The 26090-nt window shown below is 70.7% G+C and carries 22 protein-coding genes; 10 read left to right on the top strand and 12 right to left on the bottom strand.

Annotated features, from left to right (window positions below):
• Positions 1-42 precede the first annotated feature (42 nt).
• The 5 genes from HMPREF9062_RS10835 to rfbA form a co-directional block, all read right to left on the bottom strand.
• Positions 43-1323, bottom strand: a complete 1281-nt coding sequence (locus HMPREF9062_RS10835) for a lipopolysaccharide biosynthesis protein (protein WP_009750189.1) — start codon at positions 1321-1323, stop codon at positions 43-45.
• A gap of 102 nt (positions 1324-1425) precedes the next feature.
• On the bottom strand, positions 1426-2298 hold the full coding sequence (locus tag HMPREF9062_RS10830; protein WP_009750188.1) for a LicD family protein: 873 nt from the start codon (positions 2296-2298) through the stop codon (positions 1426-1428).
• A 142-nt stretch (positions 2299-2440) separates the two neighbouring features.
• Positions 2441-3430: a DMT family transporter gene (locus HMPREF9062_RS10825; protein ID WP_009750187.1), complete on the bottom strand. Its 990-nt coding sequence runs from the start codon at positions 3428-3430 to the stop codon at positions 2441-2443.
• Between the two features lie 10 nt (positions 3431-3440).
• Positions 3441-5267, bottom strand: a complete 1827-nt coding sequence (locus HMPREF9062_RS10820) for a phosphotransferase (protein WP_009750186.1) — start codon at positions 5265-5267, stop codon at positions 3441-3443.
• A 93-nt stretch (positions 5268-5360) separates the two neighbouring features.
• Entirely contained in the window at positions 5361-6233 is an 873-nt protein-coding gene (gene rfbA, locus HMPREF9062_RS10815; RefSeq protein WP_034254991.1) for a glucose-1-phosphate thymidylyltransferase RfbA, read from the bottom strand.
• 97 nt (positions 6234-6330) lie between these two features.
• Here rfbA and manA point away from each other — a divergent pair, with 97 nt between their 5' ends.
• Positions 6331-7524: a mannose-6-phosphate isomerase, class I gene (gene manA, locus HMPREF9062_RS10810; RefSeq protein WP_009750184.1), complete on the top strand. Its 1194-nt coding sequence runs from the start codon at positions 6331-6333 to the stop codon at positions 7522-7524.
• Between the two features lie 39 nt (positions 7525-7563).
• Here manA and HMPREF9062_RS10805 read toward each other — a convergent pair whose 3' ends face one another.
• Positions 7564-8307, bottom strand: coding sequence for a TIGR03089 family protein (locus tag HMPREF9062_RS10805; protein WP_009750183.1), 744 nt, complete (start codon positions 8305-8307; stop codon positions 7564-7566).
• A gap of 422 nt (positions 8308-8729) precedes the next feature.
• Between HMPREF9062_RS10805 and HMPREF9062_RS10800 the strand changes: the two genes are divergently transcribed.
• The 6 genes from HMPREF9062_RS10800 (at position 8730) to HMPREF9062_RS10775 (ending at position 15884) form a co-directional block, all read left to right on the top strand.
• Positions 8730-8984, top strand: coding sequence for a WhiB family transcriptional regulator (locus tag HMPREF9062_RS10800; RefSeq protein WP_172634881.1), 255 nt, complete (start codon positions 8730-8732; stop codon positions 8982-8984).
• Positions 8981-13039, top strand: coding sequence for a glycosyltransferase family 2 protein (locus tag HMPREF9062_RS10795; protein ID WP_009750181.1), 4059 nt, complete (start codon positions 8981-8983; stop codon positions 13037-13039). Before HMPREF9062_RS10800 ends, HMPREF9062_RS10795 begins: the two co-directional genes overlap by 4 nt.
• Positions 13036-14571 (top strand): DUF5719 family protein, encoded by a 1536-nt coding sequence (locus HMPREF9062_RS10790; protein ID WP_034254222.1) that lies wholly within the window; start codon positions 13036-13038, stop codon positions 14569-14571. Before HMPREF9062_RS10795 ends, HMPREF9062_RS10790 begins: the two co-directional genes overlap by 4 nt.
• A 138-nt stretch (positions 14572-14709) precedes the next feature.
• Positions 14710-15153 (top strand): metallopeptidase family protein, encoded by a 444-nt coding sequence (locus tag HMPREF9062_RS10785; protein ID WP_083820064.1) that lies wholly within the window; start codon positions 14710-14712, stop codon positions 15151-15153.
• Between the two features lie 85 nt (positions 15154-15238).
• Complete coding sequence (locus tag HMPREF9062_RS10780) at positions 15239-15685, top strand: DUF3499 domain-containing protein (RefSeq protein ID WP_009750178.1); 447 nt, start codon at positions 15239-15241, stop codon at positions 15683-15685.
• Between the two features lie 4 nt (positions 15686-15689).
• Positions 15690-15884 carry a Trm112 family protein gene (locus HMPREF9062_RS10775; RefSeq protein ID WP_009750177.1) on the top strand — a complete coding sequence of 65 codons (195 nt, stop codon included), beginning with the start codon at positions 15690-15692 and terminating at the stop codon, positions 15882-15884.
• Between the two features lie 50 nt (positions 15885-15934).
• Here HMPREF9062_RS10775 and HMPREF9062_RS10770 read toward each other — a convergent pair whose 3' ends face one another.
• The gene (locus HMPREF9062_RS10770) at positions 15935-16753 is read right to left on the bottom strand and encodes an RDD family protein (protein WP_009750176.1); all 819 of its coding nucleotides are present in this window, start codon (positions 16751-16753) and stop codon (positions 15935-15937) included.
• Positions 16754-16767: 14 nt separating this feature from the next.
• On the opposite strand from HMPREF9062_RS10770, the gene HMPREF9062_RS10765 reads away from it, so the two are divergent.
• Positions 16768-17763 (top strand): stage II sporulation protein M, encoded by a 996-nt coding sequence (locus HMPREF9062_RS10765; protein WP_009750175.1) that lies wholly within the window; start codon positions 16768-16770, stop codon positions 17761-17763.
• 62 nt (positions 17764-17825) lie between these two features.
• On the opposite strand, the gene HMPREF9062_RS10760 is transcribed toward HMPREF9062_RS10765, so the two are convergent.
• From HMPREF9062_RS10760 to HMPREF9062_RS10740, 5 genes are all read right to left on the bottom strand, one after another.
• Positions 17826-19118 carry a DUF58 domain-containing protein gene (locus tag HMPREF9062_RS10760; RefSeq protein WP_009750174.1) on the bottom strand — a complete coding sequence of 431 codons (1293 nt, stop codon included), beginning with the start codon at positions 19116-19118 and terminating at the stop codon, positions 17826-17828.
• 100 nt (positions 19119-19218) lie between these two features.
• A complete protein-coding gene (locus HMPREF9062_RS10755) occupies positions 19219-20229 on the bottom strand; it encodes an AAA family ATPase (RefSeq protein ID WP_009750173.1) in 1011 nt (336 codons plus the stop codon).
• On the bottom strand, positions 20226-21449 hold the full coding sequence (locus HMPREF9062_RS10750) for a DUF4350 domain-containing protein (protein WP_009750172.1): 1224 nt from the start codon (positions 21447-21449) through the stop codon (positions 20226-20228). Before HMPREF9062_RS10750 ends, HMPREF9062_RS10755 begins: the two co-directional genes overlap by 4 nt.
• Positions 21446-22165 carry a DUF4129 domain-containing protein gene (locus HMPREF9062_RS10745; RefSeq protein ID WP_034254989.1) on the bottom strand — a complete coding sequence of 240 codons (720 nt, stop codon included), beginning with the start codon at positions 22163-22165 and terminating at the stop codon, positions 21446-21448. The genes HMPREF9062_RS10750 and HMPREF9062_RS10745 overlap by 4 nt, the downstream gene beginning before the upstream one ends.
• An 80-nt stretch (positions 22166-22245) precedes the next feature.
• Positions 22246-23457 carry a glycerophosphoryl diester phosphodiesterase membrane domain-containing protein gene (locus HMPREF9062_RS10740; protein WP_009750170.1) on the bottom strand — a complete coding sequence of 404 codons (1212 nt, stop codon included), beginning with the start codon at positions 23455-23457 and terminating at the stop codon, positions 22246-22248.
• 187 nt (positions 23458-23644) lie between these two features.
• Here HMPREF9062_RS10740 and mtrA point away from each other — a divergent pair, with 187 nt between their 5' ends.
• Complete coding sequence (mtrA, locus tag HMPREF9062_RS10735) at positions 23645-24328, top strand: MtrAB system response regulator MtrA (protein ID WP_009750169.1); 684 nt, start codon at positions 23645-23647, stop codon at positions 24326-24328.
• A 99-nt stretch (positions 24329-24427) separates the two neighbouring features.
• Positions 24428-26090: MtrAB system histidine kinase MtrB (gene mtrB, locus HMPREF9062_RS10730; protein ID WP_034254219.1), on the top strand; the 1663-nt coding region annotated here is incomplete at its 3' end.

The raw sequence follows: 26090 nt of genomic DNA, 5'->3' as shown, positions 1-26090 counted from the left end.
GCCCTTTCCCGCCCCGGGGTGATCCGTATCGCCGGGCAGCGCTCAGGCGTCGGAGGCCTCGGGGAGCTTGGAGCTTCTGGGAGCGCTCGACGACGGCCCGCGGCGCCGCAGCGCCACGTACATCTCCAGCATGAAGACGGCGACGAGACTCGTCATCGCCCCCGTGTACGCGAGGGAGGCCCCCAGCAGGGCGTGGGCGGGGACGAGCAGGAAGCATAGGAGGGTGATCGCGGCAGCCGCGATCATGTACCCGACGAAGACGAGTCTCTGGAGCCGCATGGTCGTCAGCGCGTAGTAGAGAATGACGCTGGCCGCGTTCATCGCCCCTCCGGTGACCAGCACGATGAGTTCGAGCATGGAGCCGGAGACGTCCGTGCCGTAGACGAAGCGGAGGATCGGGGCGCCGACCGTGTAAGTGACCAGTGCGACCGCCGCGAAGGCGGCGATCGTGCCCAGCAGGCCGCGTCTGACGATCGCCGTGAACCCCGACCGATCCGCACCGACCCACCGGTCGGCCATCTGCGTCAGCAGCGGGCGGAAGATGACGAAGGAGAGCAGATTGATGGTGAAGGCCGGCATGAAGATGATCGCGAAGTAGCCCTGTCGCGCATTGTCGAGATAGCGGTCGATGGCGAACCGCGGCGCATTGGCGAGGTACAGCGCGATGAATGAGGCGAGGGCCAGCGGCAGGCACTCCGTCAGGACCTTCCCGACCGAACGTGGGTCCCACAGGGGACGCAGGGAGAATCTGCGTCCGGCGGGCGGGAGGTAGGCGCCCAGCAATGCGATTGTCGAGGCGATCAGGGTGATGACCGCGGCCATGAGCATGCTTCCGCCGAGCGCGAGCACCCCGGAGAAGACGCAGATGGTGACCAGGGTGCGCAGGAAGCAGGCCTTCCCGGCGATGTCCAGCCGGCCCACCCTCTGGAGTTCGCAGTAGAAGACGTCCTCCGAGGCGTCGAATACGCGCAGGCAGGCGATCATGGCGATGAGCACTGCGGCCATGAGATCGTCCGCGGAGAATGCTGCGTACACGATGATGCCGATGATCATTGCGGCCACGGTCACGATCCGGGCGGCCAGGTAGGTGCCGAAGGAGAATCGGTGGCGGGTGTCGGTGACATGGTACGTGCGCACCTCGTACATGCCCAGGGCCTGGAATTGCTGGCCGACGGTGTTGGCGATGGTGAACACTCCGGCGGCTTCGAGCCCGGCCGTGCGCTTGACGACCAGGAGCAGGACCGCCGTCGTCAGGGACAGCATGAGGGAGGCGGTGGTGTTCCAGAAGTAGTCGCGGGCCTGCGACGTCTCCGGTGCGGACATGCTCGTGTCTCCTGAGGGCGGGGGGCCGGGGCGGGGCCTGTGGCGATGGCGCGGGCCGCCGTGACTCGCGGACGCCGCGGGGCGTCGTCGCGGCGAACTCCCTCAGGGGAGGGTACTCGCGTAGGGTCCGAAGTCGATAACGTGCGGCTTGTGGTTCCTGCGCTGGTCCGGCGGTGGCAGCTCCATGTAGTCGCCGTAGCCGCGGCGCAGCAGGACGTCGTACTTGTGCGGCAGCATGACGGTGATGTCCTCGAAGGGCGCCTCGATGAGGGGGAAGAGCTCGTCCTTCGTCAGCGCCCAGTTCTCCGGGTCGCGCATGGAGAAGTCCGCCATGCGGTCGGTGTCCGCGTGCTCGTAGCGGCGGGCCGCCTTCTCCCAGCGGGACTGGAGGAGGCGGGGGGTGATCCCCAGGCCGCGCATGATCCAGTGGATGGTCGAGGTGGCGGCGTAGATCGCCGTTCGTCGCGGTCCCGTGATTCCGATGAGGTAGGGCCGGGGCGTGCCGCGCAGGAACAGCAGGCGCCCCCACAGCCAGGTGCTTCGGCTCATGGCGCGGAAGGCGCGCGGAGAGGCGGGGACGTTGTCGACCGGGAGGATGTCGAGGGAGATCGGCATGCGGTAGGTCGAGTCCTTGGCGAACTCGGGGATCAGCAGCGTGTCCTTGAGGACCAGCTTGGAGAACATGAAGGGGTAGTCGCGGATCGTGCGGGTGTTGTCCACCCGGAATCGCTCGCCGAGCAGGTCGGGCGCCTGGCTGAGGAATCGCTCGTAGTCGCGCCGCGGCATCAGGACGTCGACATCGTCGTCCCAGGGTATGAAGCCCTTGTGCCTGACCGCGCCGATGGCCGTTCCGCCGTATGCGGCGTAGGAGACCTCGAGCCTCCTGCAGACGCGATCGAGCTCTGCGAGCATTCTCGTCAGCAGCACGTGGATCCTGCGCAGCATCTGCGGGTCGGCGCTGTCATCAGGCGTCATCCGTGCGGCTCCCATCGATGTCGATCGGCCCCGACTTCGAGGGGCACCGGCGACTATCCTCTCACAGGATCCTCACAGCGGCCTAACCGGGGCGGCCCACGCCGACTGACGAGGGCCGCCCCGGTCCGGATCCGGTGCGCGGTCAGGACCGCACGGGCGAGGAGGATGCCGCGCTGGGGTCGGTCTGTTGCGATCCGGTCTCGTCCGGCGGACGGCGGGTGATCAGCTCCTTCCAGTCGGGGGTGGCGGCGAGCACAGTACCGACGAGGATGACGATGCAGCAGACTATCTGGAGGATGGAGGGCACCGACCCCTGGAGCACGAGCTCGAAGACGACGGCCCATGCGGAATAGGAGATGTTCAGAGCCATCCCGCGTGAGGCGCCGATGACATCGATGGCCTTGTAGTAGAAAAGGTAGGACACCGCTCCGCACAGCGCCGCGAGGACGACGACGGCGGTGGCCGGTGTGGGGATGGCTCCCACGGCGAACCGGAACGCGCCTGCCAGGGGGAGCACGACGAACAGGTAGGTCAGGCCCGAGGTGGTCTGGCGGATGTGGAGCGCTGTCTCATTGTCGACGGTCTCGTCCCTCATCCCCCAGGCCAGGAGGACCGCCTCCGAGCCCCAGCCGATCACGCACGCCAGTGCCGCGAGCACGCCGATGATCGGCGACCCCGGGGTCTCGGCGCTGGAGGACGACCAGCCGATGAGGATCACAGCGGCCAGCGCTGTCATGAGCGCGACGATCTGACGCGACCGCATGCGCTCCCCCAGCAGGAGGAAGGCGAACAGCGTACCGACCGCCGGGTAGAACGAGGAGATGATCGCCGTGTAGCCCGGTCCGATGTTGTTGATGGCGATGAGGTATCCGGTCATGCCGACCGGCCCGCCCAGCAGGGCCGCCAGCATGACGGCCTTGCCGCTGCGCGTTCTGACCGCCGCCGCCGTGTCCCGCAGCCGGCCGCGCACCCCCATGTAGGTCAGGAGGATGAGCGCGCTGGAGGCGTCGTGGAGGCATGCGCTCGCCAGTGAGGCCTGATCCGAGCCGAGGAACGGCGCGAGCAGGATGGCCATGCTGAGGACGACCGTGTCCAGGCCCCACAGCATGCCGCTGAAGACTCCGTACTTCATGATGCGCTCCTCACTCCGACGGCGCAGCGGGCTCGGCGGCCTGCGCGTAGGCGGACAGGAGGCGATCGATATGATCGACGGCGTGGCGGTAGTAGATCAGAAGCCACTCGCCGACGTCGTCGCCTTCGGCCTCCTTGGCCAGAGCCCACACGTACCAGCACCAGCCGGCGAAGACCACGTAGGACCAGAAGTGGCGGTTCTCGAGCTCGGTGGGCGTACGGCCGAAGTAGAACCCGAGCGCCTGGTCGGCCTTTTCACGGGGGAGCTGGGCGCACACCACCATGGTGCCGAAGTCGGCGGCGACGTCGGACATGCCGGCGTATTCCCAGTCGATGAGATCGAGATGGCCGGTGGAGTCGACGAGGAAGTTCAAGGGGAAGAAGTCGTTGTGACTCGGCGCCTTGGCGAACCCATCGGCGTCGGCGAGCTCCTTCAAGCGCAGGACCTTCTCGCGCAGTTCGTCGTAGCCGGGCACGTCGATGGGGCCGTACTGTTTGAGGATCCGCTCGTACTTGATGCCTTCGGTGATGAAGTCGAAGTTCCGGGACAGCGCGGTGCCGGATTCGTGCAGGCTCCTGTCCATGCGCATGGCCTGCTCGAGCTCGTCGGGACGGGATGCGTCCAGGTTCCGCGAGTCGGAGATGAAACGGGAGATCTTCCAGCCCTTGTCGGGGTCCCCGGTGACGAAGGTGCGGTCGATGCCGAGGTCCCGGGCCAGGCTCAGAGCTTCGAGCTCGGCGCGGCGGTCGACGATCTTGTCTGTTCCGATGCCCGGGTGCCGGTAGACGTACTCGGCCGCGTCCTCGGCGTCGCCCACGGTGAAGTGGCATGAGAGGTTCGTGATGCCCTGCTTGAGCGGGTAGAAGTCGTGCACGTCGCTCTTGCGGCAGCCCAGGACCGCGGAGATGTTCTCGAAGATCTCCGAGTCGAGGTTCTCCATGAACATGGGGTCGAAGCCACGGACTTCATCGAGGGAGTCGAACTCGTTGATTACCCCCGACGGGTAGCGGCGGATGACCATGTCGAGCTCCTTGATGTGGTCGATGTAGATCGATTCCCACAGCTTCGGCTCGGTCTCGGGCAGCGCATAGACGTCCTCGAGGATGCGTCGGAAGGAGGTTGAGAACGCCCGGTCGAAGTAGACGTGGCCCAGCATCGTCCAGGCGTCGGCGCCGCCGACCGTCACCCCGGTGATCCGTCCGCCGGGGCCGGTGGTCAGGCACCACTCCTGGGTGGGACCCTCGACGTACTGGGCCGAGTAGTAGGCCTGGTAGACGTGGGAGTCGAAGGGATTGGTTGTGAAGTAGTCGTCGGAGGAGCACACGTAGGTGTTGCCCAGCTTCTCGCGCACCGCCCACAGCGAGCCGTTGTTGTTGCGGTTCACGTAGTCGTCGTTGACGGCGATGGCGACCCCGAATCGGTCGGCTAGATGGAAGAAGTACTCCTTCTTGTAGCCGACGATGACGGTGATGTCCGTGATCCCGGCGGCGTGCAGCTGCTCGATCTGCCGCTCGACGAGGACCTCCCCGCGCACGCGCAGCATGCCCTTGGGACGCTCGTAGGAGATGGGGGCGAAGCGCTGGGACAGGCCGGCGGCCATGATGACCGCGTTGTTGACCCGATAGGGTTCCAGAGCCTCGATGCCGGCCGGTGTGATGCGCCGATCGGCGATGTACCCGGCCGCCTCGCAGGTGCGCACGGCGGTGTTGACGCCGCCCAGGGACATCCCGGTCGATTCCTGGATCTGTCGCTGCGTCAGCGGGGCGTCCGCCCGGTGGAGGGCGTACAGGACGTCGAACTGCGGCTGTGAGAGCGTGTCGATGGCCGATTCCACCATTGTTCACTTTCTTGTCGAGGATCGATGCGTTCGATCATAACAAGATGATCAAGAATCATGAACTCAGGGGGAGGTGGGCTCCTGAGGCACTGGTCACTGCCGAGCGCGGTCCAGCAGTCCTAGAAGGTAGCGGCCGTAGCCCGACCTGGCCAGCGGTTCGGCTCGGGAGCGCAGGCCGTCGTCGTCGATGAAGCCCATGCGCCAGGCGACCTCCTCGGGGCAGCCGATGTTGAGGCCCTGCCGGTGCTCGACGGTGCGCACGAAGCCGGTCGCATCGGCCAACGAGTCGAAGGTGCCCGTGTCCAGCCAGGCGGTGCCGCGGGGGAGGACCTCGACCGCCAGGCGGCCCGCTCTCAGGTAGGCGCGGTTGACATCGGTGATTTCGTACTCGCCGCGCTCCGACGGCTCGAGGGCCGCAGCGATCCCGACGACGTCGTTGTCGTAGAAGTACAGGCCGGGAATCGCGTAGTCGGAGCGCGGGCGGACCGGCTTCTCCTCGATGGAGACCACCCGGGAATCGGCGTCGAACTCCACGACGCCGTAGGCCGTCGGGTCGGCCACCTGGTAGGCGTACACGATGCCGCCCTCGGGACGGGTGTGGCGGCGCAGCCGGGTCCCCATACCGGGGCCGTAGAAGATGTTGTCGCCCAGGACCAGGGCGACCGGCTCGGAGCCGATGAACTCCGCACCGACCACGAAGGCCCGGGCCAGGCCGTCGGGGACCTTCTGGACGGCGTAGGAGATGGACACCCCCAGGCGCTCCCCATCGCCGAGCAGACGATGGAAGGCGGGAGCATCGTGCGGCGTCGTGATGACCAGGACGTCCCGGATGCCTGCGAGCATGAGCGTGCTCAGCGGGTAGTAGATCATCGGCTTGTCATAGACCGGCAGGAGCTGCTTGGAGGTTCCCAGGGTGATCGGGTTGAGTCGTGAGCCGGAGCCTCCGGCCAGGATGATGCCTCGCATGGACACAGTGTGACTCATACGGGGCGCGCCACGCCGCGTCGAGCCCCTCGCCCCGCGTCGGTCTCGCCGGGCGGGGCTATGGGTTAGCGTGCGCGTTATGGAACGACTCATCGGTGCACGCCAGTCATACGACTGGGGCTCGACGACAGCCATCCCTGAGCTGCTCGGCGAGCGCCCTGACAACCACCCGTGGGCGGAGCAGTGGTACGGCTCCCACCCATGCGGACCGACCCGGCTCGCGGTTGGTCCGCGTACGCTGACCGATCTCATCGATGCGGACCCGCAGCGGCTGCTGGGCGAGGACGTCGTCCGTCGGTTCGGTCCCCAGCTGCCCTTCCTCCTCAAGCTCATCGCCCCCGACCAGGCGCTGTCGCTGCAGGTCCACCCCTCCCTGGAGCAGGCGACCGAGGGCTTCCAGCTCGAGAACGAGGCCGGCCTGGCCCTGGACGATCCCGCCCGTTCCTACAAGGACGCCAATCACAAGCCGGAGATGGTCCTGGCGCTCAGTCGCTACGAGGCCGTCGCCGGCTTCCGCGCCCCGCGCCGCGCCGCCGAGGTCCTGGCGGGACTCGACTCCGCCCTCGCTCACCGCATGCGGCGCACCCTGCGCCTGAATCCCACCCGCTTCGGCATCCGTCAGGTCTTCACCGACCTGGTATCCGAGGACGCCCGTCCCACGACTGTGGAGATCGATGAGCTCGTCGCCGAGATCGCCGCGCGCATCAGCCAGGGGGCGTCCCCGTCGCCGCGCGTGGACGCCAACGCCGTCGTCATGGCCCGTGCCTTCCCGGGAGACCCCGGGGTCGCCGCAGCGCTGCTGCTCAACCCGGTCACGCTGCAGCCGGGGGAGGCCCTCTTCGTGCCCGCGGGCAGCGTGCACGCCTACATCAGCGGGCTCGGAGTCGAGATCATGGCCTCCTCCGACAACGTGCTGCGCGCGGGGCTGACCAGCAAGCACGTCGACGTGCCCGAGATGCTCGCCTGCGTCGACTACGTCGCCGCCCCGCCGGTGCGCCCGGCGCCGGAGTACCTCTCGCACGCCACCCGCGCCTACTACGCGCCCGTGGACGATTTCGAGCTGCTCGTGACCACGGTCGTCCCGGCGGACGGCCGGGTGCAGGTGCCCGGGCGGGGACCCAGGATCCTGTTGGCGACCCAGGGGAGGACGACGGTGACGAGTCCCGCGGGTCGACAGACGCTCGCGTGCGGCCAGGCGCTGTTCGTCGGCGCCGACGAGCGCGTGCTCACCATCGAGGGGGAGGGCGTGGTCGCTCAGGCCGACGTCCCCTGACCTTGGGGCGGTGGTGGCGCCGAGCTCCTCAGGGCTCTCTCAGGCGCCCGCCGCGCCCTCCTGCCGCACCGCCGCGGCGATCAGGGAGGCATCGGCGTCGGGAGATGCGAGCAGGGCCGTCAGCCCCGTCTGCCATGCAGCCAGAACCCCGAGCATCGCCCGCTCAGTGGTCTCCTCCCGGACCAGGAGGGCCCGTGCGCCCGCCGCTCGCGCCGCCTCGGCCGCGGCGCGTGGCGTGCTGGCCGCCAGGGCGTCCCTGCTGACCGTGCGCAGCCCGCCGTCGTGAACGACCAGCAGCGCGGGTTCGTCCCCCTCGGCGGGGAGGGGGTCGAAGCGGTCGGCGTAGGACATGGCCTCGGCGATTCCATCGAGCGCGAGGGGCGGGAGGGCTGTCGGCCAGCACGTCGCGAAGGACTCCTTTGACACAAGAACCTGAACGTCTGCTGGGGGGAACAACCAATGATTCCTGAATGTCACCGACAGGTTGGGAGTCGTCGTTGGTAGCTTTTCTACAAGCGCTCCGTCGGTGGGAGGCAGAAGGATGGCACCCCGCGTCAGCCAGACGCCTGCGCACCACGTCACCGTCCGCCAGTGCGGCGTCATCTCCAGATGCACCGTCGCATCCGGTCCGACCTCCGCGGCGACCAGGCCCGCGCACTTGGCCTGCCACATGCTCACGACGTGCCCGGTCAACTCGATGCGCTCGTCGGGGGAGTACCACGTCAACCACGGGCGATCCGAGTCAGTGGTGGAGGGCAGAGCCTGGGCGAGGGCGTCGATCATGGGGTGATTCAAGCAGAAACGGGTCGTTGTTCAAGCGTCCGTGCGGGCCGCCTCGCTCCGGTGCGAGCGGGGCGAGGCGGCCTCGCCCGAGGGGGCGCAGGAGGCCTGCGGAACGAGTGCGGTGACCCCCGTGCGATCCACGCCGAGCCCTGTGCGAGAGGTTCTCCTCGGGGCGTGTAGAGGAACCCTCAAAATCCTGTCTCGAGAGGCGTCGTTATCGTTCCGTTACATGGGTTTTTCCTTGGAATCACGCCGAAGATCACGATTGGGTGACATATCCCTCCCCGGCTTGACTCTCTTCGCTCACACCCGTGTAATTCATGCGTAGTTACCTGCCCCTGACCTGAAGGGAAACCATCGTGTGGAACATCCTCGGAGAGGGTCCGCTTGCGCAGACGGACGAAGCCGACGACCAGACTCTACTGTTTCTCTTCGGTGGTGATGAAGGAGACAAGGGTCCACTCGCCTGGCAGGAGCGCGCCCTGTGCGCGCAGACCGACCCCGAGGCGTTCTTCCCCGAGAAGGGCGGCTCCACGCGCGAAGCCAAGCGCGTGTGCGCCTCCTGCGAAGTTCGGGAGGAGTGCCTTGAGTACGCGCTCGCCCACGATGAGCGGTTCGGCATCTGGGGCGGCCTGTCCGAGCGGGAGCGTCGCAAGCTCAAGCGTCGCGCTGTATGAGCCCGGCCGACGCCGACCTGCTTCCCTCGAGCCCTCCCGGAGCGGATGCGCTCGCGGTCGTCGTCACCGCCGGGGTCACGCCTTATCTGCGTCGCACTCTGCGGGCGGTCGCCCGGCAGACGCGGGCGCCTGGGGTCGTCCTCCTCATCGACGTCGCTTCGCGTGGCAACGGCCTGGGCGACGGAACCCCCGTCGAAGAAGCCGTCTCCGGTTCGGGACTCGATGCGCGCTCGCGGGCGCGCATCGTGCGCGTTCCGGAGGCTGAGGGGTTCGGGGACGCGGTCGTCCGGGGGCTGGACCGGTACGCCGACCTCGTGGAGACGGGCGTGCGCCGGAACTCGCCTGCGGCCGATCGCTCATCGCAGGACGTCGGCGGCCCGGAGGACTCGCGCGCACCCGAGGACATCGAGGCGCCGGCCGCCGGGGAGACCGGCTCTCGGGGTGCGGTCGACGGCGGGCACCGCTGCGATTGGCTCTGGCTGCTTCACGACGACGCCGCGCCCGCACCGACCTGTCTGGAGGCTCTGCTGACGGCGGTCGCCGAGGCCCGTTCCGCTGCGCTGGTCGGCCCCAAGCAGGTCGACTGGAACCGCCCCGAGCGCCTGCTCGAAGTCGGGCTTCGCACCACTGTCTCGGCGCGCCGGGCCAACGATGTCGTGCCCGGCGAGATCGATCAGGGTCAGCATGACGACCGCTCCGACGTCCTGGCGGTCGGGACCGCCGGAGCCCTCATCGACCGTGCCGTCTGGGAGGAGCTGGGCGGTACCTCGCCAGCCTTCCCCGTCTTCGATGACGGCCTCGAGCTGTCGCGGGCGGTCCGCCTGGCCGGGCATCGCGTCGTTGTCGTCCCCCGGGCCGTGATCCGGCATCGGCGTGCCAGCTACCTGGGTCTGCGCCCCTCCCAGAACGACGGACGCGGGCGCTCCGGCGTGCGCACACGCCTCTCGGCTCCGCGAGTTCGCGCTCCCGACCCGGATCCCGAGCGCTCCTTCCGGGCGCGCCGCACCGCCCAGCTCACCGCCTGGGCGACATTCTCCACTCGCCCCATCGGCCTGCTGCTGATCTGGTTCCTCGTCCTGGGAGTCGTCCGGGCCGGATGGCGTCTGCTGACCAAGTCCCCCGCCCTGGCCCGTGATGAGCTCAGAGCCGCCCTGACGGTCTCTCGTCGCGCCGGTGCCGTCAGACGGGGCCGCAGACGCCTGGCGGCCCACGCCACTGTGCGCCGTTCGGTTCTGACCCGGTTGTATGTCGACCCCGTCGAGATCCGCTCGGTGCGTCGAGACCGCGCACGCCAGGAGCGCGAACGCTCCACCCGCGCCACCGCTCCCAGCGAACTCGAGGTGCGCGAGCTGGCGGCGCTGGCCCGTCGCCGCCGACTCGTACTGGCCGGCACGCTCGCCGTGGCCGTTCTGGCGGCGGGAGTCGGCCTGAGCCGAGTGCTCATGACCCGCACCGTCACCGGCGGCGCCAGCGCCGGTCTCGATTTGACGGCGCGCGCTCTGTGGAACGCGGCCTGGGCGACCTGGGCCGCTTCGGGCGACGGTTACACGGCGGCCGCCGACCCTCTGCTGGCGATGCTCGCAGCACCCGTGGCCGTCGCCGGCCGCCTCGGACTCGACGGTAACGGTCTGGTCCACCTGCTGTTTCTGGCGGCCGTGCCTCTGGCCGCCCTGGGCGCCTGGTTCGCCGCCGGGACCGTTACCCGGCGCACGAGCCTGCGCGCCTGGGCGGCGCTGGCCTGGGCGCTGGCCCCCGCGCTCCTGCTGGCCGTGGGGCAGGGGCGTCTGACGGCCGTGCTGGTCCATCTCGCCCTGCCGTGGGCGCTGACCGCTCTGGCGCGGGCGGTCGGGGCCGACCGGCGCGACGTGGTCCTGTCGGGTCTGGTCGGGGCCCACCACGCCACCGCCCAGGAGAAGGCGGACCTCGACCGCTTCGCCTCCGAACGCATCGAAGACCTCGCCGAACTCGCCGATGACCCGCAGGACGAAATGAGTCCGAGTGCGCGGACCGACGACGATGACGGGGCGCCTGCTGTCGACATCCCCGGCGCCGTCGGGGGCGGGGCCGCCGCATCAGGCGATGCGGCGGCCCCGCGTGGACGCGCTGCCGCCCTCGCCCGGATCGTCGAGGAGAATGATGCCGAGTTCGGCGCGCCCGAGCCGACGACCGGGACCGTGGCGCGGCGCTTCGAGGAGCGGGACGGGTCCGACGAGGCCGGGGATGGCGGGGAGGCTGCCCCGCCGACCATGTTCGAGGAGCTCGAGAGGCTCGCGGAGGGCGGATGGTCGGGGGTCTCCGGGCCCGTCGCGAGCCGCGACGACGAGGGGCCGACCTCGCCGACGACCGGCGTCCCCGACGACGACGCCGCCTCACCGGCGATCGCCCGCGGTGCGGCCATTGAGGAGTACGGGCCCGGTTCGGCGACGGCCGCCGCCGTCGCCGGACTCCTCCTGGCCCTTCTCGTCGCGGCCGCCCCGGTCACCGCCGCCGTGGTGGTCCCCTGCCTGCTGGTCCTCATGGTCGTGGTGCGCCGCTCCGCGGTGCGGCTCGTACTCACCGTACTGCCCGTCGTCGCCACCGCGGCGCCCGCGTGGTGGAGGGCCGCGAGCACCGCCTCGGCCGACAGCGTCACTGCCGGCCTGCGCTACCTGCTCACGGACACCGGCGTCCCCGTGTCCGTCCCCCCTCCCTCCGCCGTCGATACGCTCCTGGGCGTGCCCGTGGACATCGATGCACTGACGGCCAGCCCGACGCTCGCGCTGGCGGTCAGGGCGCTCCTGGCGATTCTGCCCGCGCTCGCGCTGTGCGGCCTGGTGACGACAGGGCGGCGTGGCCACCGCGCCCGAGCGGGCGTGCTCGCCGCCCTCGGCGGCCTGGGCCTCGCCCTCCTGGCCGTGCGTGCGACCACCGCGATGGGCGTTCTGCCCGACGGGACCGGCTCCGTGACGGTCGCCGGGTGGGCGGGCACCGGCATCTCCCTCGCGACGGCGGGACTGCTCACGGCGGCCCTGGCCGGCATCGACGCCGCTGGCGCCGGTCGTACGCGTCGCGGCCTCGGGGCTCGTCGCCTCGTGCTGGTCGCGGTAACGGTTCTCGTCCTGGTCATCCCGCTCGCCGTCGGCACCGCCTGGGCACTGGCCGCCCGGACCTCCACCGCGGTCGGCTCCGACGCCATCGTTATGGCCCTGCGGGCCGGCGGCCAGCGGATTCCCGTGATCGCCGAGGAGACCCAGCGCTCGGCGTCCGCCGGGCGCGTCGTCGTCCTCACCTCGACCCCCGAGGGGCTCGTCGTGCGCACCTGGCGCGGCGCCGGCACCCAGCTGACCGACGTCGTCCCCGACGTCCTGGCCGCCCAGCTGCGCAGCCGCCTGACGGCCGCCGCCGGCAGCGCCGACCTGCCGGCGGCGACCACCCGGCCCGCGGCTGGTGCGACGCTGAGTCTGGAGCCGACCGACCCGGCCGACGCCGAACTGGCCGACATCGTCACCCGCGCCGCTGCGGGGCAGGACGCGAGCGCCGCCGACGGCCTCGCCGCTCACGGCGTGGCCGTCGTTGTGCTGGCCGACGTCCCCGACGACGAAACCACCGCGCTGGCGCGCGCGGGCCTGGACTCCACGCCCGGTCTCGATGAGCTCGCGCAGACCTCCGCAGGCGCCTCCTGGCGCGTCGCCCCGAGCCGAGCCTCCGAGTCCGCCCGCGCCAGTCTCGTGGCCGGCGACGGCACCGCCACGCCCCTGCCCACTCCTCCGGGCGCCGCCACCGAAGTCGTCGCCGACCTTCCCGACGATGGGTCGGAGCGCACTCTCGTCCTGGCTGAGCGGGCGGATGCGGGTTGGTACGCGACCCTCGACGGCGAGCCCCTGGAAGCGGTCGGCCTCCTTCAGAACACTGCCGGTGCATGGCGGCAGGCCTTCACCGTGCCGCCGGGCGGAGGCGAACTGGTCGTGGCTCACGGATCCGTCGCGGACACCGTCGTCACCCGTCTGATATGGGTGGCCTGGGGTGTCACGGCACTGGCCGCGCTACCCCTGAGACGCAGGAGGGCATCCGTATGACCGATGAGGGCGAGGGGACGAACACCGTTTCCCGGCACCCGGGCTGGCCCGGCGTCGTCGGACGCACCGCGTCTCTGACAGCCTCGGCTCTTCTCGCGGCGGGGGCGGTCGGGCTGACCTGGCTGGGCGTCCGCGCCCCCGCCAACCAGAGCGCCGACGTCGCCGCGATGGACGTCCCCATGCCTGCCGACGACGTCGTCTACGCTTGCCACGGCGCTCCGGGAAACACGCTGGGCGCCGTCGACGTCGGCAGGACGACTGCGACCACGACGCTGAGCAGTCTCGACGGGGATTCCACCCTGACCTACGGGGGCAAGACTTTGACTGAGCCCGTCACCACGCTCGCCGAGGCCTCCGACGGGCTGCTGAGCGTCGCCCGGGCCGACCGCGCGCCCACCGGCGCCGTCGGCGTGACCACCACGCTGAGCGCCGACGGCGATCTGCGCGGACTCACCGCAGCGCCCTGCACACCCCCGACCGCCATCTCCTGGATCGTGGGCGGATCGACCCAGCTCGGCTCTTCGGCCGAGCTGCGCTTGACCAATCCCGGCACCACGTCGGTGACGGCCGCCATCCGCCTCTACGGGTCCGTCGGCGAGCTCCTCGCGCCCTCGGGCGGCCGGGTGGTTGTGCCCCCGGGCAAGACCATGGGCTTCCTGCTGGAGGCGGCCGGCACCGACTCGCGTCTGGCTTTGAGCGTTGAGGCCACCGGTGGCACCCTCGTGCCCGCGCTGGTCACCGAGGCCCTCGATGGCGAGACGGCGGCGGGTACCGAGGTCACGACGGCGGGCGCGGCCCCCTCGACGGACCTGACCGTGCCCGGAGTCGTCCTGACCGACGCGGCCGAGCAGGGGGAGAAGGCCTCCGACGCCGCCGAGGGCGCCCCGGTCTCCTCGGACGCGCCGGTGGTACGCGTGGTCAACCCGGGCGACGAGCCCGCCACCGTGGCGGTGTCGATGGTCGGGCCGGACGGGACCCAGCCCCTGCCGGGGGCGGGCTCCCTGGTCGTGGACCCGGGAGCCGTCTTCGATGTCTCGCTCGGCGGCGTGCCCGCGGGGGCCTACGGCGTGCACGTGGGCTCCGACGCGCCGGTGACCGCGGGCGTTCGACTCGTGCGCAGCGCGGGGGAGTACCCCGAGCGCTCGGGTGCGCTGCTGCACGACGTCGCCTGGTCGCAGGCGACCGCATCCGACGCCGGCGAGGCCGGCTCCATCGCCCTGCCCCGCGGCGGAGAGATGTCCTCGGACCTGGTGCTGACCAACTCGGGACGCTCGCCCGCCGCAGTGAGTCTGACTTCGGCGGACGGGACGTGGAGTCGGGATGTGGAGGTGCCGGCCGGCACTACCGTGACGCCGGAGGTTCCCGACGAGATCGCGGCGCTGACGATCGCGGGGTCGGGGTCCCAGGAGGTCGCGGCGGCGGCCGTGGTGACGACACGGGTGACGGGGAGCGCCGCCGGGACCCTCATCGCGGTCGTCCCCGCGGTGGCCGACTCCACGGCTCTGTCCGAGACCCGCCTGCTCCTGCGCTGACGCGCCAGGGGAACGTCCGGCGCTGGACCCCGTTCGGCCGAGCCCGACGAGTCGCGCACCCCGCCCCTCAGGGCGAGACGGACTCGCCCGGCACGCGGCCGACACGATCCGCAGGAACCGGTCGTTTAGAGTGCGCTCGTGCCCGATCCGTCCCGCCGCGCCCCGGCCCCCGCGCCCGCCTCCGCCCACCGGCGGGATCGGCACGGGCGCGGCCTGCGGGGCCCGCTCGTGCCTCCCCACCTGCCGGCGTGGCGCACGCGCGCCGAACGCTTCGACGAGCTCGTCGTGGCGGCCGCCGACGACCTTGCCCGCCACTGCCCCCAGGTCGGCTCTATCCAATTCGCCGTCGAGGAGGTGCCGCCCTCGGATCCGGCCCCGTGGGAGCACGGCGTCGTCCTCGGCCGGGGATTCGCCGCCCAGCCGCGCGCCGGGCTTCCCTCGCGCATCGTCGTCTACCGTCGACCCGTCGCCTCCCGCGCCCGAGAGGACGCCGAACTCGCCGGGCTCGTGCGTCGTGTCGTCGTCGAGCAGGTGGCGCTCGTGCTGGGACGAGGCCCCGACGAGATCGACCCGCAGGCGTAAGACCGCGTCCCTCACGAACGCGCCCGACGCGATCGGATCCGTCGGGCGCCTCGGCCACGGGCCCCGAGCGCGATAGCCTGCGCACGTGAAAAGAGTCCGACGCTGCCGCAGGCCCGGCTGCGAGAACCCTGCCGTCGCCACCCTGACGAGCGTCTACGCCGACTCCACCATCGTGCTGGGTCCGCTGGCCACCGAGGCGCAGCCCGAGGCCTACGATCTGTGCGCCAGGCATGTGGAGTCCTTCACCGCGCCGCGCGGCTGGCAGGTGATCCGCCTGGCCACCGACTTCACACCCGCCCCGCCGTCGGACGACGATCTGACCGCCCTGGCCGACGCAGTACGCGAGGCCTCGCGCGCTCCACGGCCCAAGCCTCAGCCCGCCGAGCGCACCGGACGCCCCGGCGGCATCATGCCCGGTCCGTTCACCCATGACGCCCCCGACACCCTGCCCGACCATCTCACCGGCCTGGGCGACGGCGAGATCGCGCGTCGCGGCCACCTGCGCGTCCTGCGCGGCGAGAAGGAGGACTGAGCTCGTGTCCGAGACCGCCCCCGCCGGCATCGAGTTCTGGTTGCGCCGGGCCCTGCGCTGCCCTGTCACCGGCGGTGAGCTCGTCGACGGCATCGGGCCCGACGGCGCCCAGCGGCTGGAGTCCCCCTCCGCCGGCCTGGCCTATCCGGTGCGTGAGGGCGTGCCCGTCCTCCTGGCCCACGAGGCGACCCGCCTCTGACGCTCCACCACCGCTCCACCGCGCGGGACGATGCGACCCTGGATACGGCTCTACTCCTTCTGATCGGCCCGCCTGCTGCGCAGCTCGAGAATGAACTCGCGGTCCCTGCGCTCGGCGAGGACCGCCGCTAAGAAGCGCTCCGGGTGCGTTCCCGCCGGCGCCGGCGGCGCCACATGGGGTTCGACCGCGGCCGCCAGCTGCACCGCCAGACGCGTTCGCGGCGCGGGCTGCATTGTCGAGGCCCGTTGCAGGAAGGTCCGCGCGACCAGCGCGAGAGACCCCGGTAGCGCGCGTATATCCGCTTGCGACGCCCACGCGGCCAATTCCGGAGGCATGAGCACCGGGGGCGCCCCCCGCGTTACCGAGCGGACGTGCACCACGTAGGTGCCCGCCAGCAGGTCGCCCAGCCGTTTGCCGCGGGGCGTGGCCGCACAGGTCAGGCTGGCCAGGGTGCCGGCCGTCGCCCAGATCTCGATCAATGCCAGCAGGGTGCGCACAAGGCTGTGCCGCAGCCGTATCGCGCCGCCGTCGTCGCGCACCACCCTGGTGCCGGTGATGAGCCTGCCCGCCGACAGCCCGCGAGAGAGGACCTCGATCGTCAAAGGGAGCACCAGGGTCCACAGCAGCAGGATCAGCGAGAGCTCGACCATCGCCATCGGTCCGGACAGGGTGATGTCCGCGGGGGCGATCGCCAGCCACGTGTTGAGGGTCATCACGAGCCCACCCGTGTACAGGGTGTAGTCGACCAGGCCCGACAGGATGCGCATGCCGGCCGACGCCGCTCGCACCTCGAGGGCGACGGCCTCGCCGGTGACCACCACATCCGGTGTCATCATCCGCTCGGACGAGGCGGGCGGCTCGGTCACCATGTCAGACTCCTTGCGTGGACATCGATGCGTATGCGGCCGCGCACCGCGACCAGTGGGACCGGTTGGATCAGCTCACGCGTCGGCGCCGGCTGGACGGTGCGGAGGCCGACGAGCTCGTGAGCCTCTACCGCGCCGCCGCGAGGCACCTCTCGCGCATTCGCGCGGGCGCCCCGGATCCCGAGCTCATCGCCGAGGTCTCGACTCTCGTGGCCGCGGCCCGCGGCCGGATCACCGGAACCAGGGAGGCCCGTCTGAGCGATCTGCGCCGTTTCTGGCTGCGGTCGGCTCCGGCCGCGCTCTACCGGGTGCGCTGGTGGACGGCGGGCGTGATGACCGTGGAGATCGTCATCGCCGTAATCGTGGCCGTGTGGACACTGCGCAGTCCCGAGGCGATGAACGCCGTGGGCACACCTGAAGAGCGCGACGCCTACGCCGGCTCCATGTTCGAGTCCTACTACTCCCAGTACGAGCCCAGCGAGTTCGCCGCTCAGGTGTGGACGAACAATGCGCGCCTCGCCGCCATCTGCGTGGCCAGCGGCATCACGGGGGCCCTGCCCGCATGGGTGTTGTTCGCCAACGCCCTGAACATCGGCAGAGCCGCGGCCGTCATGGCCGACCACGGCGTGCTGAGCCTGTTCTTCGCACTCGTCACGCCCCACGGCCTGCTCGAGCTGACCTGCGTGTTCGTCGCCGGAGGCGCGGGGCTGCGCCTGTTCTGGACGCTGCTCGTACCGGGTCCCAGGTCTCGCGGGGTCGCGCTGGCGGCGGAGGGCCGGGCCCTGATCACGGTGGCGGTCACACTGACGGCGGCCCTGGCCGTCGCCGGCCTCATCGAGGCTTTCGTAACGCCGTCCCAGATGCCGTGGGCGGTCAAATTCGTTGTCGGGGTGCTCGCAGTGACGGCGCTGTGGGCCTACACCCTCGTGCTCGGGCGCCGCGCCGCCGATGCCGGGCAGACGGGGGACCTGGACGAGGAGGAGGCGGGCGTCGCGCTGCCTGAGGCGGGCTGATCCGATCGAATCCGCCGGCCTCACCGGTCCCACGACGCGGGGCGGAGCGCACGCACCGGTCATCACAAGCGCCCCGCGGCCTTGAGCATCAGGTAGGCGTCGGCCAGCGCCGGAGCGATGGCGGCCGGCTCAGCCTCGACCACCTCGATCCCGCGGCGGCGCAGCCTGTTGCGCATCCGGACGAGTTCGACGGTGTCGCGCTCGACGGCCGCCGCCGTGTACACGGCCTCGCTGCTCGCATGATCGGCACGCAGCTCGGCCAGGTCCGGGTCAGTGGGAGAGGCGAGGAGCACCGCGTGGTCGCGCGCCACCGCCCCCAGAGCATGCACCATCGGCGATTCGCCGTCCGCCCCGTCCAGCGCGGTGAGAACGATGACGAGCGCGCGTTGCGAGAGCGTGGAGCGCACCGTGGATGCCAGAAGCGTCCAGTCGGTCTCCACGAGTTCGGCGTCCAGCGGGGTGAGAGTGTCCGCCAGAGCGCTCATGAGCGCAGGACCCGACTGCCCTCGCACCTGTGCGCGCACGGCGACGTCGAGGGCGACGACTTCGACCCTGTCCCCGGCTCGCGAGGCCAGGGCCGCCATGAGCAGGCAGGACTCGATATGGGCGTCCAAACGCGGACCGTCGCCCAGGCGCGCGGCCGACAGGCGCCCGGTATCGATCATGATGAGCACGCGCCGGTCCCGCTCGGGCCGCCAGGTGCGCACGACGATCTCGCCTCGGCGCGCCGTCGACCTCCAGTCGATTGAGCGCACGTCATCGCCGACCACGTACTCGCGCAGAGAGTCGAATTCGGTTCCCGACCCGCGGACCATGACGGCGCTGCGGCCGTCCATCTCCCGCAGGCGCGCCAGGCGCGAGGGCAGGTGGCGGCGCGAGGTGAACGCCGGAAGGACCCGTAGCCGCGCCGGCGCGATCAGCGACGCCTGACGTCCCGCGAGTCCGAGAGGGCCCGATATCCGCACGGTGACGAAGTCGGCCGGGCGGATGCCGCGACGCGTCGGCATCAGGACCATACGGGTCCGACGGCGCTCACCCGGAGGGATCGTCAGTCGGGCTCGCTCGTGGCTCGCCCCGGCCGACGGCGGCCATGCGTCGCGCACCTGCACCGTTACTCTCCGGCGGCCGGTGCAGGTGACCGTGAGCGTTGAGGTGGTGGTCTCCCCCAGGCGGACGGCGCGTGCGGTGGAGCGCTGAATGCGCAGGCTGCGCGGCGAGGGCGCGGCGATCACGTCGAAGCAGACGAGGACCGCCACGACAGCCGTCCATCCGATCGCCGTCGCGGGCCGGGGCGCGGCGATCGCGAGCAGGCAGCCGACGCTCAGCAGCCAGACGGTGCGCATCGTGAGGTACACGCCTCCTCCTCCCCGGGTTGTTCCTCAGCTTGAGCTTGTGTCCTGGTCCGCATCCGGGCGTTCGCACGGGCAGGCGCGCTCGACGGACGACTCGGGGCGGTCAGCGGGGCACGGGCACCGACCGCAGGACGCCGTTGATGACGGACTCGGTCGTCACCCCCTCCATCTCTGCTTCGGCGCGCAGCTGGACGCGGTGGCGCAGCGCGGGCGTGGCGAGCGCCTTGACGTCGTCGGGCGTCACGAAGCTCCGTCCCGACAACCAGGCCCATCCGCGGGCGGCCGCCAGCAGTGCGGTAGCACCACGGGGCGAGACACCTAGGGTCACCGACGGCGAGACGCGCGTGGCCCGCACCAGGTCCACGATGTAGCCCAGTACCTCGGGGGAGGCCCCGATGGTGCGCACCTGGTCCCGAGCGGCGGCCAAGTCATTCGGAGCGGCCACAGCCCGCACCCCCGCACTCCTCAGATCACGAGGGTCGAAGCCCGAGGCGTGCCGTGAGAGCACCTCCACCTCCTGGGCCCGCTCGGGCAGGGGCAGGATCAGCTTGAGCAGGAAACGGTCGAGCTGGGCCTCCGGCAGCGGATAGGTGCCCTCGTACTCGACGGGGTTCTGGGTGGCGATGACCATGAAGGGGTCGGGCAGCGCGCGCGGCTGTCCGTCGGCCGAGACCTGGCGCTCCTCCATGGCCTCCAGCAACGCCGCCTGGGTCTTGGGGGGCGTTCGGTTGATCTCGTCCGCTAGAAGCAGGTTGGTGAACACCGGCCCCTGTCGGAAGGAGAAAGCGGCGCTGCGCGCGTCGTAGACGAGAGAGCCCGTCACGTCGCCCGGCATGAGGTCGGGGGTGAACTGCACGCGTTTGGTGTCCACGTCCAGTGCCTGGGCCAGTGAGCGCACGAGCAGCGTCTTGGCGACGCCCGGCACTCCCTCGAGCAGGACGTGGCCTCCGGTGAGCATGGCGATGACGAGCCCCGTCACCGCGGGGTCCTGGCCGACGATGGCCTTGGCGACCTCGGAGCGCACGGCCGTCAGCAGTGTGCGCGGGTCGCCGGTTCCGACCGGTGCCGGTTCGCGGGCGGCCTCGGGTCCGGTGGACGTGGTGGGAGTGCTCATCTCGCAAGGACCTCGCTCTCGAGTCGGTCGAGCTGGACGGCCAGGTCAGCGAGGACCCGGTCGCTGGATGGGACGGGACCGCACAAGAGCTCGTGGACGAGCCGGGGCGGGTACCCGGTGGCCTGGGCGGCGGCGTCGGCGACATCGGCGGGGCGGGCCTGCGAGGGCAGGCCGAGCCTGGGGGCCAGACGCAGCGCGGTGGCGGTGCGCAGGGCCCGAGCCGCGCGGTCGCGGGCTCCCGCGCGACGATACAGGCGGCCCCGTCCGCGTGTCGTCTCGGTCGCCCGGACGACAACGGGCAGGTTCTCGACAACGATCGGTCCGAAGCGCCGTCCTCGGACCGCGGCCAGCGCGCAGACGATGATGGCGCCCTGGAGAATCAGAACCGGCATCCAGCGCGGCACCGAGTCGGTATCCCACACCGCCCGGGGCTGCTGCTGGGAGGCGTCGAACCACACCACGTGATCGTGGTGCCCGAGCGCGCGCACCGCCAGGGACGCATGGCCCGCGTCGGTCAGCCGCGAATTGGTCGCCATGCCGGCGTCGGCGATGACGCGCAGCGCGCCGCCGCCTCCGGTGGCGGCGGTCGCGTAGGCGTAGCCGCCCTCGTCGACGGGGAAGCAGCCGATGGCGCCGGAGGAGCCCGGCCGCACTGAGCCGTGCGGGCCGAGCACGGAGACGGCCGCCGTGGCGTCGGCGTCTGCGCACTGGGCCGTCAAAAGGACGTCGGTGGGAGCCGACTGCTCAGAGGCGGTCAGCCCGGCCGGTTCGCTCAGCCCCGTCAGGTCCTGGTGGAGCGCACCGAGGACGACGATGTCGGCGCCGGCGTCCGACAGCTCCTCCCGCTCGTGGTTGTCCAGGTCCCCGGCGTTGAGCAGGACTACCGTCGTATTCGGCCCGGCCGAGCGCACGGCCGCATCGGTGGAGCGGACGGTTTCGACCGACACCCCCTCATCGCGCAGAAGCCGGGCGAGAGCCTGCGCCCCGTTCCGCCCCGGGTTGTCGATCGCGAGCGGGCGATCGGAGTGCTGGGGTTTCAGCAGGTTCACGACGACGGTGACGATCAGGAGCAGTCCCACGGCCAGGATGAAGGGGCGCCACCGACGCACTCTGGCGGCCGGGGGCTCGCCGGCCACCTGGTCGCCGGCTCCCGGGGGGTCCGTTGGGCGCCTCGTGCGGGGCTCGGTCGGCTCGGGGCGCGAGGACACGGAGGTCGTCATGGCAGGCCCCCGTCCCCCCAGGCGGGGATGCCCATGGGCGCGGTCTGGGGCGCCAGGTGTGCATGCGCGACGGCGTCGGCCAGGGTGCGCATCCAGGAGTCCTGCGCCGGGGTGGAGACGACCTCCCCGTAGCGCACGGCGTCGAAGAGCGTTCCCGCGTGCAGGAGGTCATCGGCGTGATCGACGACGGCGGCGGACGCGGCCGCCGCCGCCTCGTGAGCGGTCATCCCGGGATAATCGTCGATGGCGCCGCGTTCGTCGAGGGAGCGGATGATCGCCCGGAAGCGTTCGACAATGGCGGTGGTCCAGTCCCCGCGGACGGCGGCGCCGTCGGCGGCCACGTTCAGAGCGGCGGAATCGCGGTCGTCGTCCTCGAACAGGTCGTGGCCGGTGCGGATGCGCTGCACTCGGGTGATGCGCGTGAGCAGGAGGATCAGGACCGTGACAAGGGCGAGTGCGATGACGACGACGATGAGGATGGATAGCCAATCGGGGCCTGCGGGGACGACGCCGCGCAGGTTGAGATGCTCCGACAGCCATCGCCAGAGCCTCCCCAGCAGGCTCTCGTCCCGGTATTCCGGGCGGGCGAGTTCTCGCTCGGCGGCCCGGCGGGCCTCGTCGGCGTCCGGAGTGGCGGGCGCGTCGACTCCCCGGGCGCCCGCGTGCGCGGGCGACGCGGATGCCCGGGCCGCGCTCATGATGCTCGCGGTGCTCATGATGCTCACCGCGCTCACAGCGCGCGCATGGGGAAGGGCCGGAAGGGTTGCGGACATGACGGAGCTCGATCAGGTCGGCGTCACACCTTGGCGGCTTGACGCAACTCCACGTCCAGGCCCTCGGTGCGCATACGCAGGTCGATGTAGGTCAGCGCGTTGACCGCCGAGGAGAACGGCAGGATCGCTGCTTGAAGGAGCGAGGTGGCGAAGGCCGTCACAGCTGAGACCGTGGCGTACATGCCCGCCCCGGCCGACATGGCCAACTGGCTGGCGATGCTCATGGCCGACATGATGGCCCCGAGGAGGACGAGAGTGATGAGCGTGGTCAGTACCAGGATGCCGAGCACCCTCCAGAAGCTGCCCTTAGTCAGGTGCCACGAGCGGCGTATGCCCTCCCACACGCTCACGTTCTCCAGGATGAGGGCGGCGGCCGCCAGGTAGAGGCGAACCGCGAAGAAGCAGCTGGCGATCATGATGATCGCGACCAGGATGAGGACGGCGAGGAGACCGAAGATGATGGTCGCGAGGCTTGGATTGTTGCTGCTCGAGCTGAACAAGGCGAAGAGGATGACGAACCCGATGGCCAGTGAGGCCAGGCTCATCACGGCGGTGATCAGTTCGATGAGCAGAGACTGGCCGATGAGCGGCCAGATGCGCGAGCGCACTCTCTGCCAGACTGCGCCCGGAGTGGCGATGCGTCCGAGCACGGAGCGGGAAACCGCCACGATGAGCAGACCGGTCAGGATTGTGGTGGCCAGGGCCAGAAGCAGAAAGTCGATGAGCTGAGCCGCGCCGGCGGAGCCGGTGAGCTGGAGGGCGGAGAAGATCTCATCCGGTGACGGATCCTGCGAGGCCGACAGAGCCTGCATGGTGTCGTACTGAGTGTGTGAGCTCATGTACGTCAGGGCCCCCGAGATGAGGCCGATGACGCTCATGATCACGAGGGAGGGCAGGAACATGGCGCGCGGGTTGGCGCGCAGCGCCTCAAAGGCGCCGCCGATGATCTCGGTGATGCTCAGCGGGCGCAGGGGCACGATGCCCGGCTTGGGGGCGAGGAAGAACGCCCCCCGCTGGCCGGGACCGGTCGCCCCGAAGGCGCCGTAGGCCGCCGCCCGGCCAGCGTACTGGCCCGCGGCGCCCGGGTCCGGCTCCTGCGGCGCGGAGCCGGACCCAGGCGGCTGCGCGCGAGCTTCGCCGTAGGCGCCGTAGCGCGGAGGCTGCTGGGGCTCCTGGGATTCCTCGGAGGGCGGCTGCCACGGCTGGTTCGGGGTCCCACTGGTCTGGCTGGTCATGGGCACACTGTGACATGCCGGTCCGGAGGCGCTCCTCCGCCCCGAGGAGGAGATGAGACGGCATGAGACGGCTCGGGTCCTCTTGCGCGAAGATCGGTTCGGGGTGGTAAGGTCACGGATCAGACACGGTGCCGGCGCGTGCTGCACAATGCCACGCCGCGGGCTTCTTCGTGCCAAGATACGTTCCATGAGCACCCGCATCCTGGTCGTTGACGACGACACGGCCCTGTCAGAGATGATCGGCATCATGCTCACGGCCGAGGGTTATGAGCCCTCGTACTGTGCTGACGGGGCCTCCGCTGTCAACGTCTTCCACGATTCCGACCCCGACCTCGTCCTTCTGGACCTCATGCTTCCCGGTGTCGACGGGGTCGAGATATGCCGGCATATTCGAGAGGAGTCGGACGTTCCCGTCATCATGCTCACCGCTCGTACGGATACCCAGGATGTCGTCTCCGGTCTGGAGGCGGGGGCCGACGATTACGTCACCAAGCCCTTCAAGTCCAAGGAGCTGCTGGCCCGTGTGCGCACCCGCCTGCGCCGCACCTCCGACGGCGGCAACGCGGAGCACGTGCGTGCCGGCGACCTCGACATCGACGTCGCCGGCCATCAGGTTCGCCGCGGGGAGACCAAGATCAGCCTGACGCCCCTCGAGTTCGATCTGCTGGTCACACTGGCGCGCACTCCCTGGAAGGTGTTCACTCGCGAGGAGCTCCTCGAACAGGTGTGGGGCTACCAGCACGCCGCCGATACCCGGCTGGTCAACGTGCACGTCCAGCGGCTGCGCGCCAAGATCGAGCACGACCCCGAGCATCCGGCGATCGTCGTGACCGTCCGCGGCGTCGGTTACCGCGCCGGCGACGCGGCCTGATCCGCGGGCGGCACCCGGCTCGTGGCCTTCTCCCACCGATCCGCTCGCGCGAGCTCACCCGCAGCCTCGCGCAGGACGCCCGAGGACGAGCCGGCGCCCGTGAGCAGTCCCGGACTGCGCCGGCGCGATGGCGTCATGCCGTCCCTGTCGGCCATCCGGCGGAGCCTGGCCACGCGGATGGCGCTGTTCGCCATGGCCGCCGGCATCGTCCTGATCGTTATCCTGCTGGTCGTCGTTACGGCCCGCATCCGCGACGACGTCTTCGAGGACCGTCGTGAGGTCATCCTGGCGGACGCCCGCCTGAGGGCGGCCACCGCTCAGGCGGCTTTTGACACCTCCGGCGCGACGACGGCGGACCAGGTGGCCGCGGCCGCCCAGGCGCAGGTCTCGTCCATCGGGGAGTCCTGCGCCGGGGCGGGCTGCGTCGGCGTCATCCTGAAACGGAGCGGCACCGAGACGACGACCAATGTCATCAACGATCTGACCACCGATGCCAGGCTCACGGATCTGGTCTCCGACAGGCTCACCGAGTCCATCGCCCAGGGCGCCAACGAGCACCGGCCGTACTTCCAGTCCGTCTCCGTGGACTCCGACAACGGGACCAGTCCGGGCATCATCGTCGGGCAGAGGGTGTCACTGCCGCTGGCCGGCGACTACGACCTCTTCCTGGTCTACACCCTGGCCCCCGAGCAGAACGTCATCGACCTGGCCTCCCGGGCCGTCGTCATTGCCGGCTCGGGATTCCTCCTCATGCTCATCCTGGGCATCTGGGCCATGACCTGGCGCGTGCTCATCCCCATTCGGCGAACCTCGCTGGCCTCCCAGCGCCTGGCCGGCGGACGCCTGAGCGAGCGTCTGCCCGTTCACGGGGAGGATGAGATCGCCACCCTGTCGCGCTCCTTCAACGAGATGGCGGCCTCCCTGGAGGCGCAGATCGAGGCCTGGGAGAAGCTGTCGAAGATCGAGAGGCTGTTCGTCTCCGACGTCTCCCACGAGCTGCGCACGCCGTTGGCCTCGATCCGCCTGGCCAGCGAGCAGATCTGGGAGGCGCGCGAGGAGATCGAGGATCCTTTCGCCGCACGCAGTCTCGAGATCCTCATGCGGGAGATCGACCGTTTCGAGTCCATGCTCACCGACCTGCTGGAGATTTCGCGCATCGACTCCGGGCGCGTCCAGCTGCGCGCCGAGGAGGCCGACATCGTCGCGCTGACCCTGGGTGTGCTCGACCTGGTCGCCGTGCACATCGAGGCCAAGGGCTCGCAGGTGGTCCTCGACGCGCCTGCGACTCCGGTCGTCGCCGAGGTCGATTCCACGCGCGTCGAGCGCATTCTGCGCAACCTCATCGTTAACGCCCTCGAGCACGCCGAGGGCTCCCGCATCGACATCGCCATCGCCGAATCCGACGACGCCGTGGCCGTCCGGGTGCGCGACCACGGCGTCGGCATGAGCCCCGACGTCGTCAAGCAGGTCTTCGACCGGTTCTACCGGGCGGACCCCTCCCGCAAGCGGACCCTGGGCGGGACGGGGCTGGGTCTGTCCATCTCGCTGGAGGACGCCACCTTGCACGGGGGCACCCTCGTCGCCTGGGGATGGCCGCAGGAAGGGGCTTCCTTCCTGCTGACTCTGCCGCGCCGCCTGGGCCCGGACGCCACCCCGGGGACCTTCACCCGTCCCGGTCCCCTCGGTGTTGTCCCCGAGGACGCCCCCGCCGTCGCCCGCGTGGCCGTGCGCCGCGGGCCGGAGCCGAAGGCGACGACGGCGC

It is taken from the genome of Actinomyces sp. oral taxon 448 str. F0400, assembly GCF_000220835.1.
Classification (GTDB): domain Bacteria; phylum Actinomycetota; class Actinomycetes; order Actinomycetales; family Actinomycetaceae; genus Actinomyces.
The sequence above is the reverse complement of the archived record's forward strand: the minus strand, read 5'-3'. Positions and strand labels throughout refer to the sequence as shown.

What these genes read in the sequence shown, in the direction of transcription:
- HMPREF9062_RS10835 (WP_009750189.1), bottom strand. Translation starts at nt 1,323, where the DNA reads ATGTCCGCACCGGAGACGTCGCAGGCCCGCGACTACTTCTGGAACACC.
- HMPREF9062_RS10830 (WP_009750188.1), bottom strand. Translation starts at nt 2,298, where the DNA reads ATGACGCCTGATGACAGCGCCGACCCGCAGATGCTGCGCAGGATCCAC.
- HMPREF9062_RS10825 (WP_009750187.1), bottom strand. Translation starts at nt 3,430, where the DNA reads ATGAAGTACGGAGTCTTCAGCGGCATGCTGTGGGGCCTGGACACGGTC.
- HMPREF9062_RS10820 (WP_009750186.1), bottom strand. Translation starts at nt 5,267, where the DNA reads ATGGTGGAATCGGCCATCGACACGCTCTCACAGCCGCAGTTCGACGTC.
- rfbA (WP_034254991.1), bottom strand. Translation starts at nt 6,233, where the DNA reads ATGCGAGGCATCATCCTGGCCGGAGGCTCCGGCTCACGACTCAACCCG.
- manA (WP_009750184.1), top strand. Translation starts at nt 6,331, where the DNA reads ATGGAACGACTCATCGGTGCACGCCAGTCATACGACTGGGGCTCGACG.
- HMPREF9062_RS10805 (WP_009750183.1), bottom strand. Translation starts at nt 8,307, where the DNA reads ATGATCGACGCCCTCGCCCAGGCTCTGCCCTCCACCACTGACTCGGAT.
- HMPREF9062_RS10795 (WP_009750181.1), top strand. Translation starts at nt 8,981, where the DNA reads ATGAGCCCGGCCGACGCCGACCTGCTTCCCTCGAGCCCTCCCGGAGCG.
- HMPREF9062_RS10790 (WP_034254222.1), top strand. Translation starts at nt 13,036, where the DNA reads ATGACCGATGAGGGCGAGGGGACGAACACCGTTTCCCGGCACCCGGGC.
- HMPREF9062_RS10770 (WP_009750176.1), bottom strand. Translation starts at nt 16,753, where the DNA reads ATGGTGACCGAGCCGCCCGCCTCGTCCGAGCGGATGATGACACCGGAT.
- HMPREF9062_RS10755 (WP_009750173.1), bottom strand. Translation starts at nt 20,229, where the DNA reads ATGAGCACTCCCACCACGTCCACCGGACCCGAGGCCGCCCGCGAACCG.
- HMPREF9062_RS10750 (WP_009750172.1), bottom strand. Translation starts at nt 21,449, where the DNA reads ATGACGACCTCCGTGTCCTCGCGCCCCGAGCCGACCGAGCCCCGCACG.
- HMPREF9062_RS10745 (WP_034254989.1), bottom strand. Translation starts at nt 22,165, where the DNA reads ATGAGCACCGCGAGCATCATGAGCGCGGCCCGGGCATCCGCGTCGCCC.
- HMPREF9062_RS10740 (WP_009750170.1), bottom strand. Translation starts at nt 23,457, where the DNA reads ATGACCAGCCAGACCAGTGGGACCCCGAACCAGCCGTGGCAGCCGCCC.
- mtrA (WP_009750169.1), top strand. Translation starts at nt 23,645, where the DNA reads ATGAGCACCCGCATCCTGGTCGTTGACGACGACACGGCCCTGTCAGAG.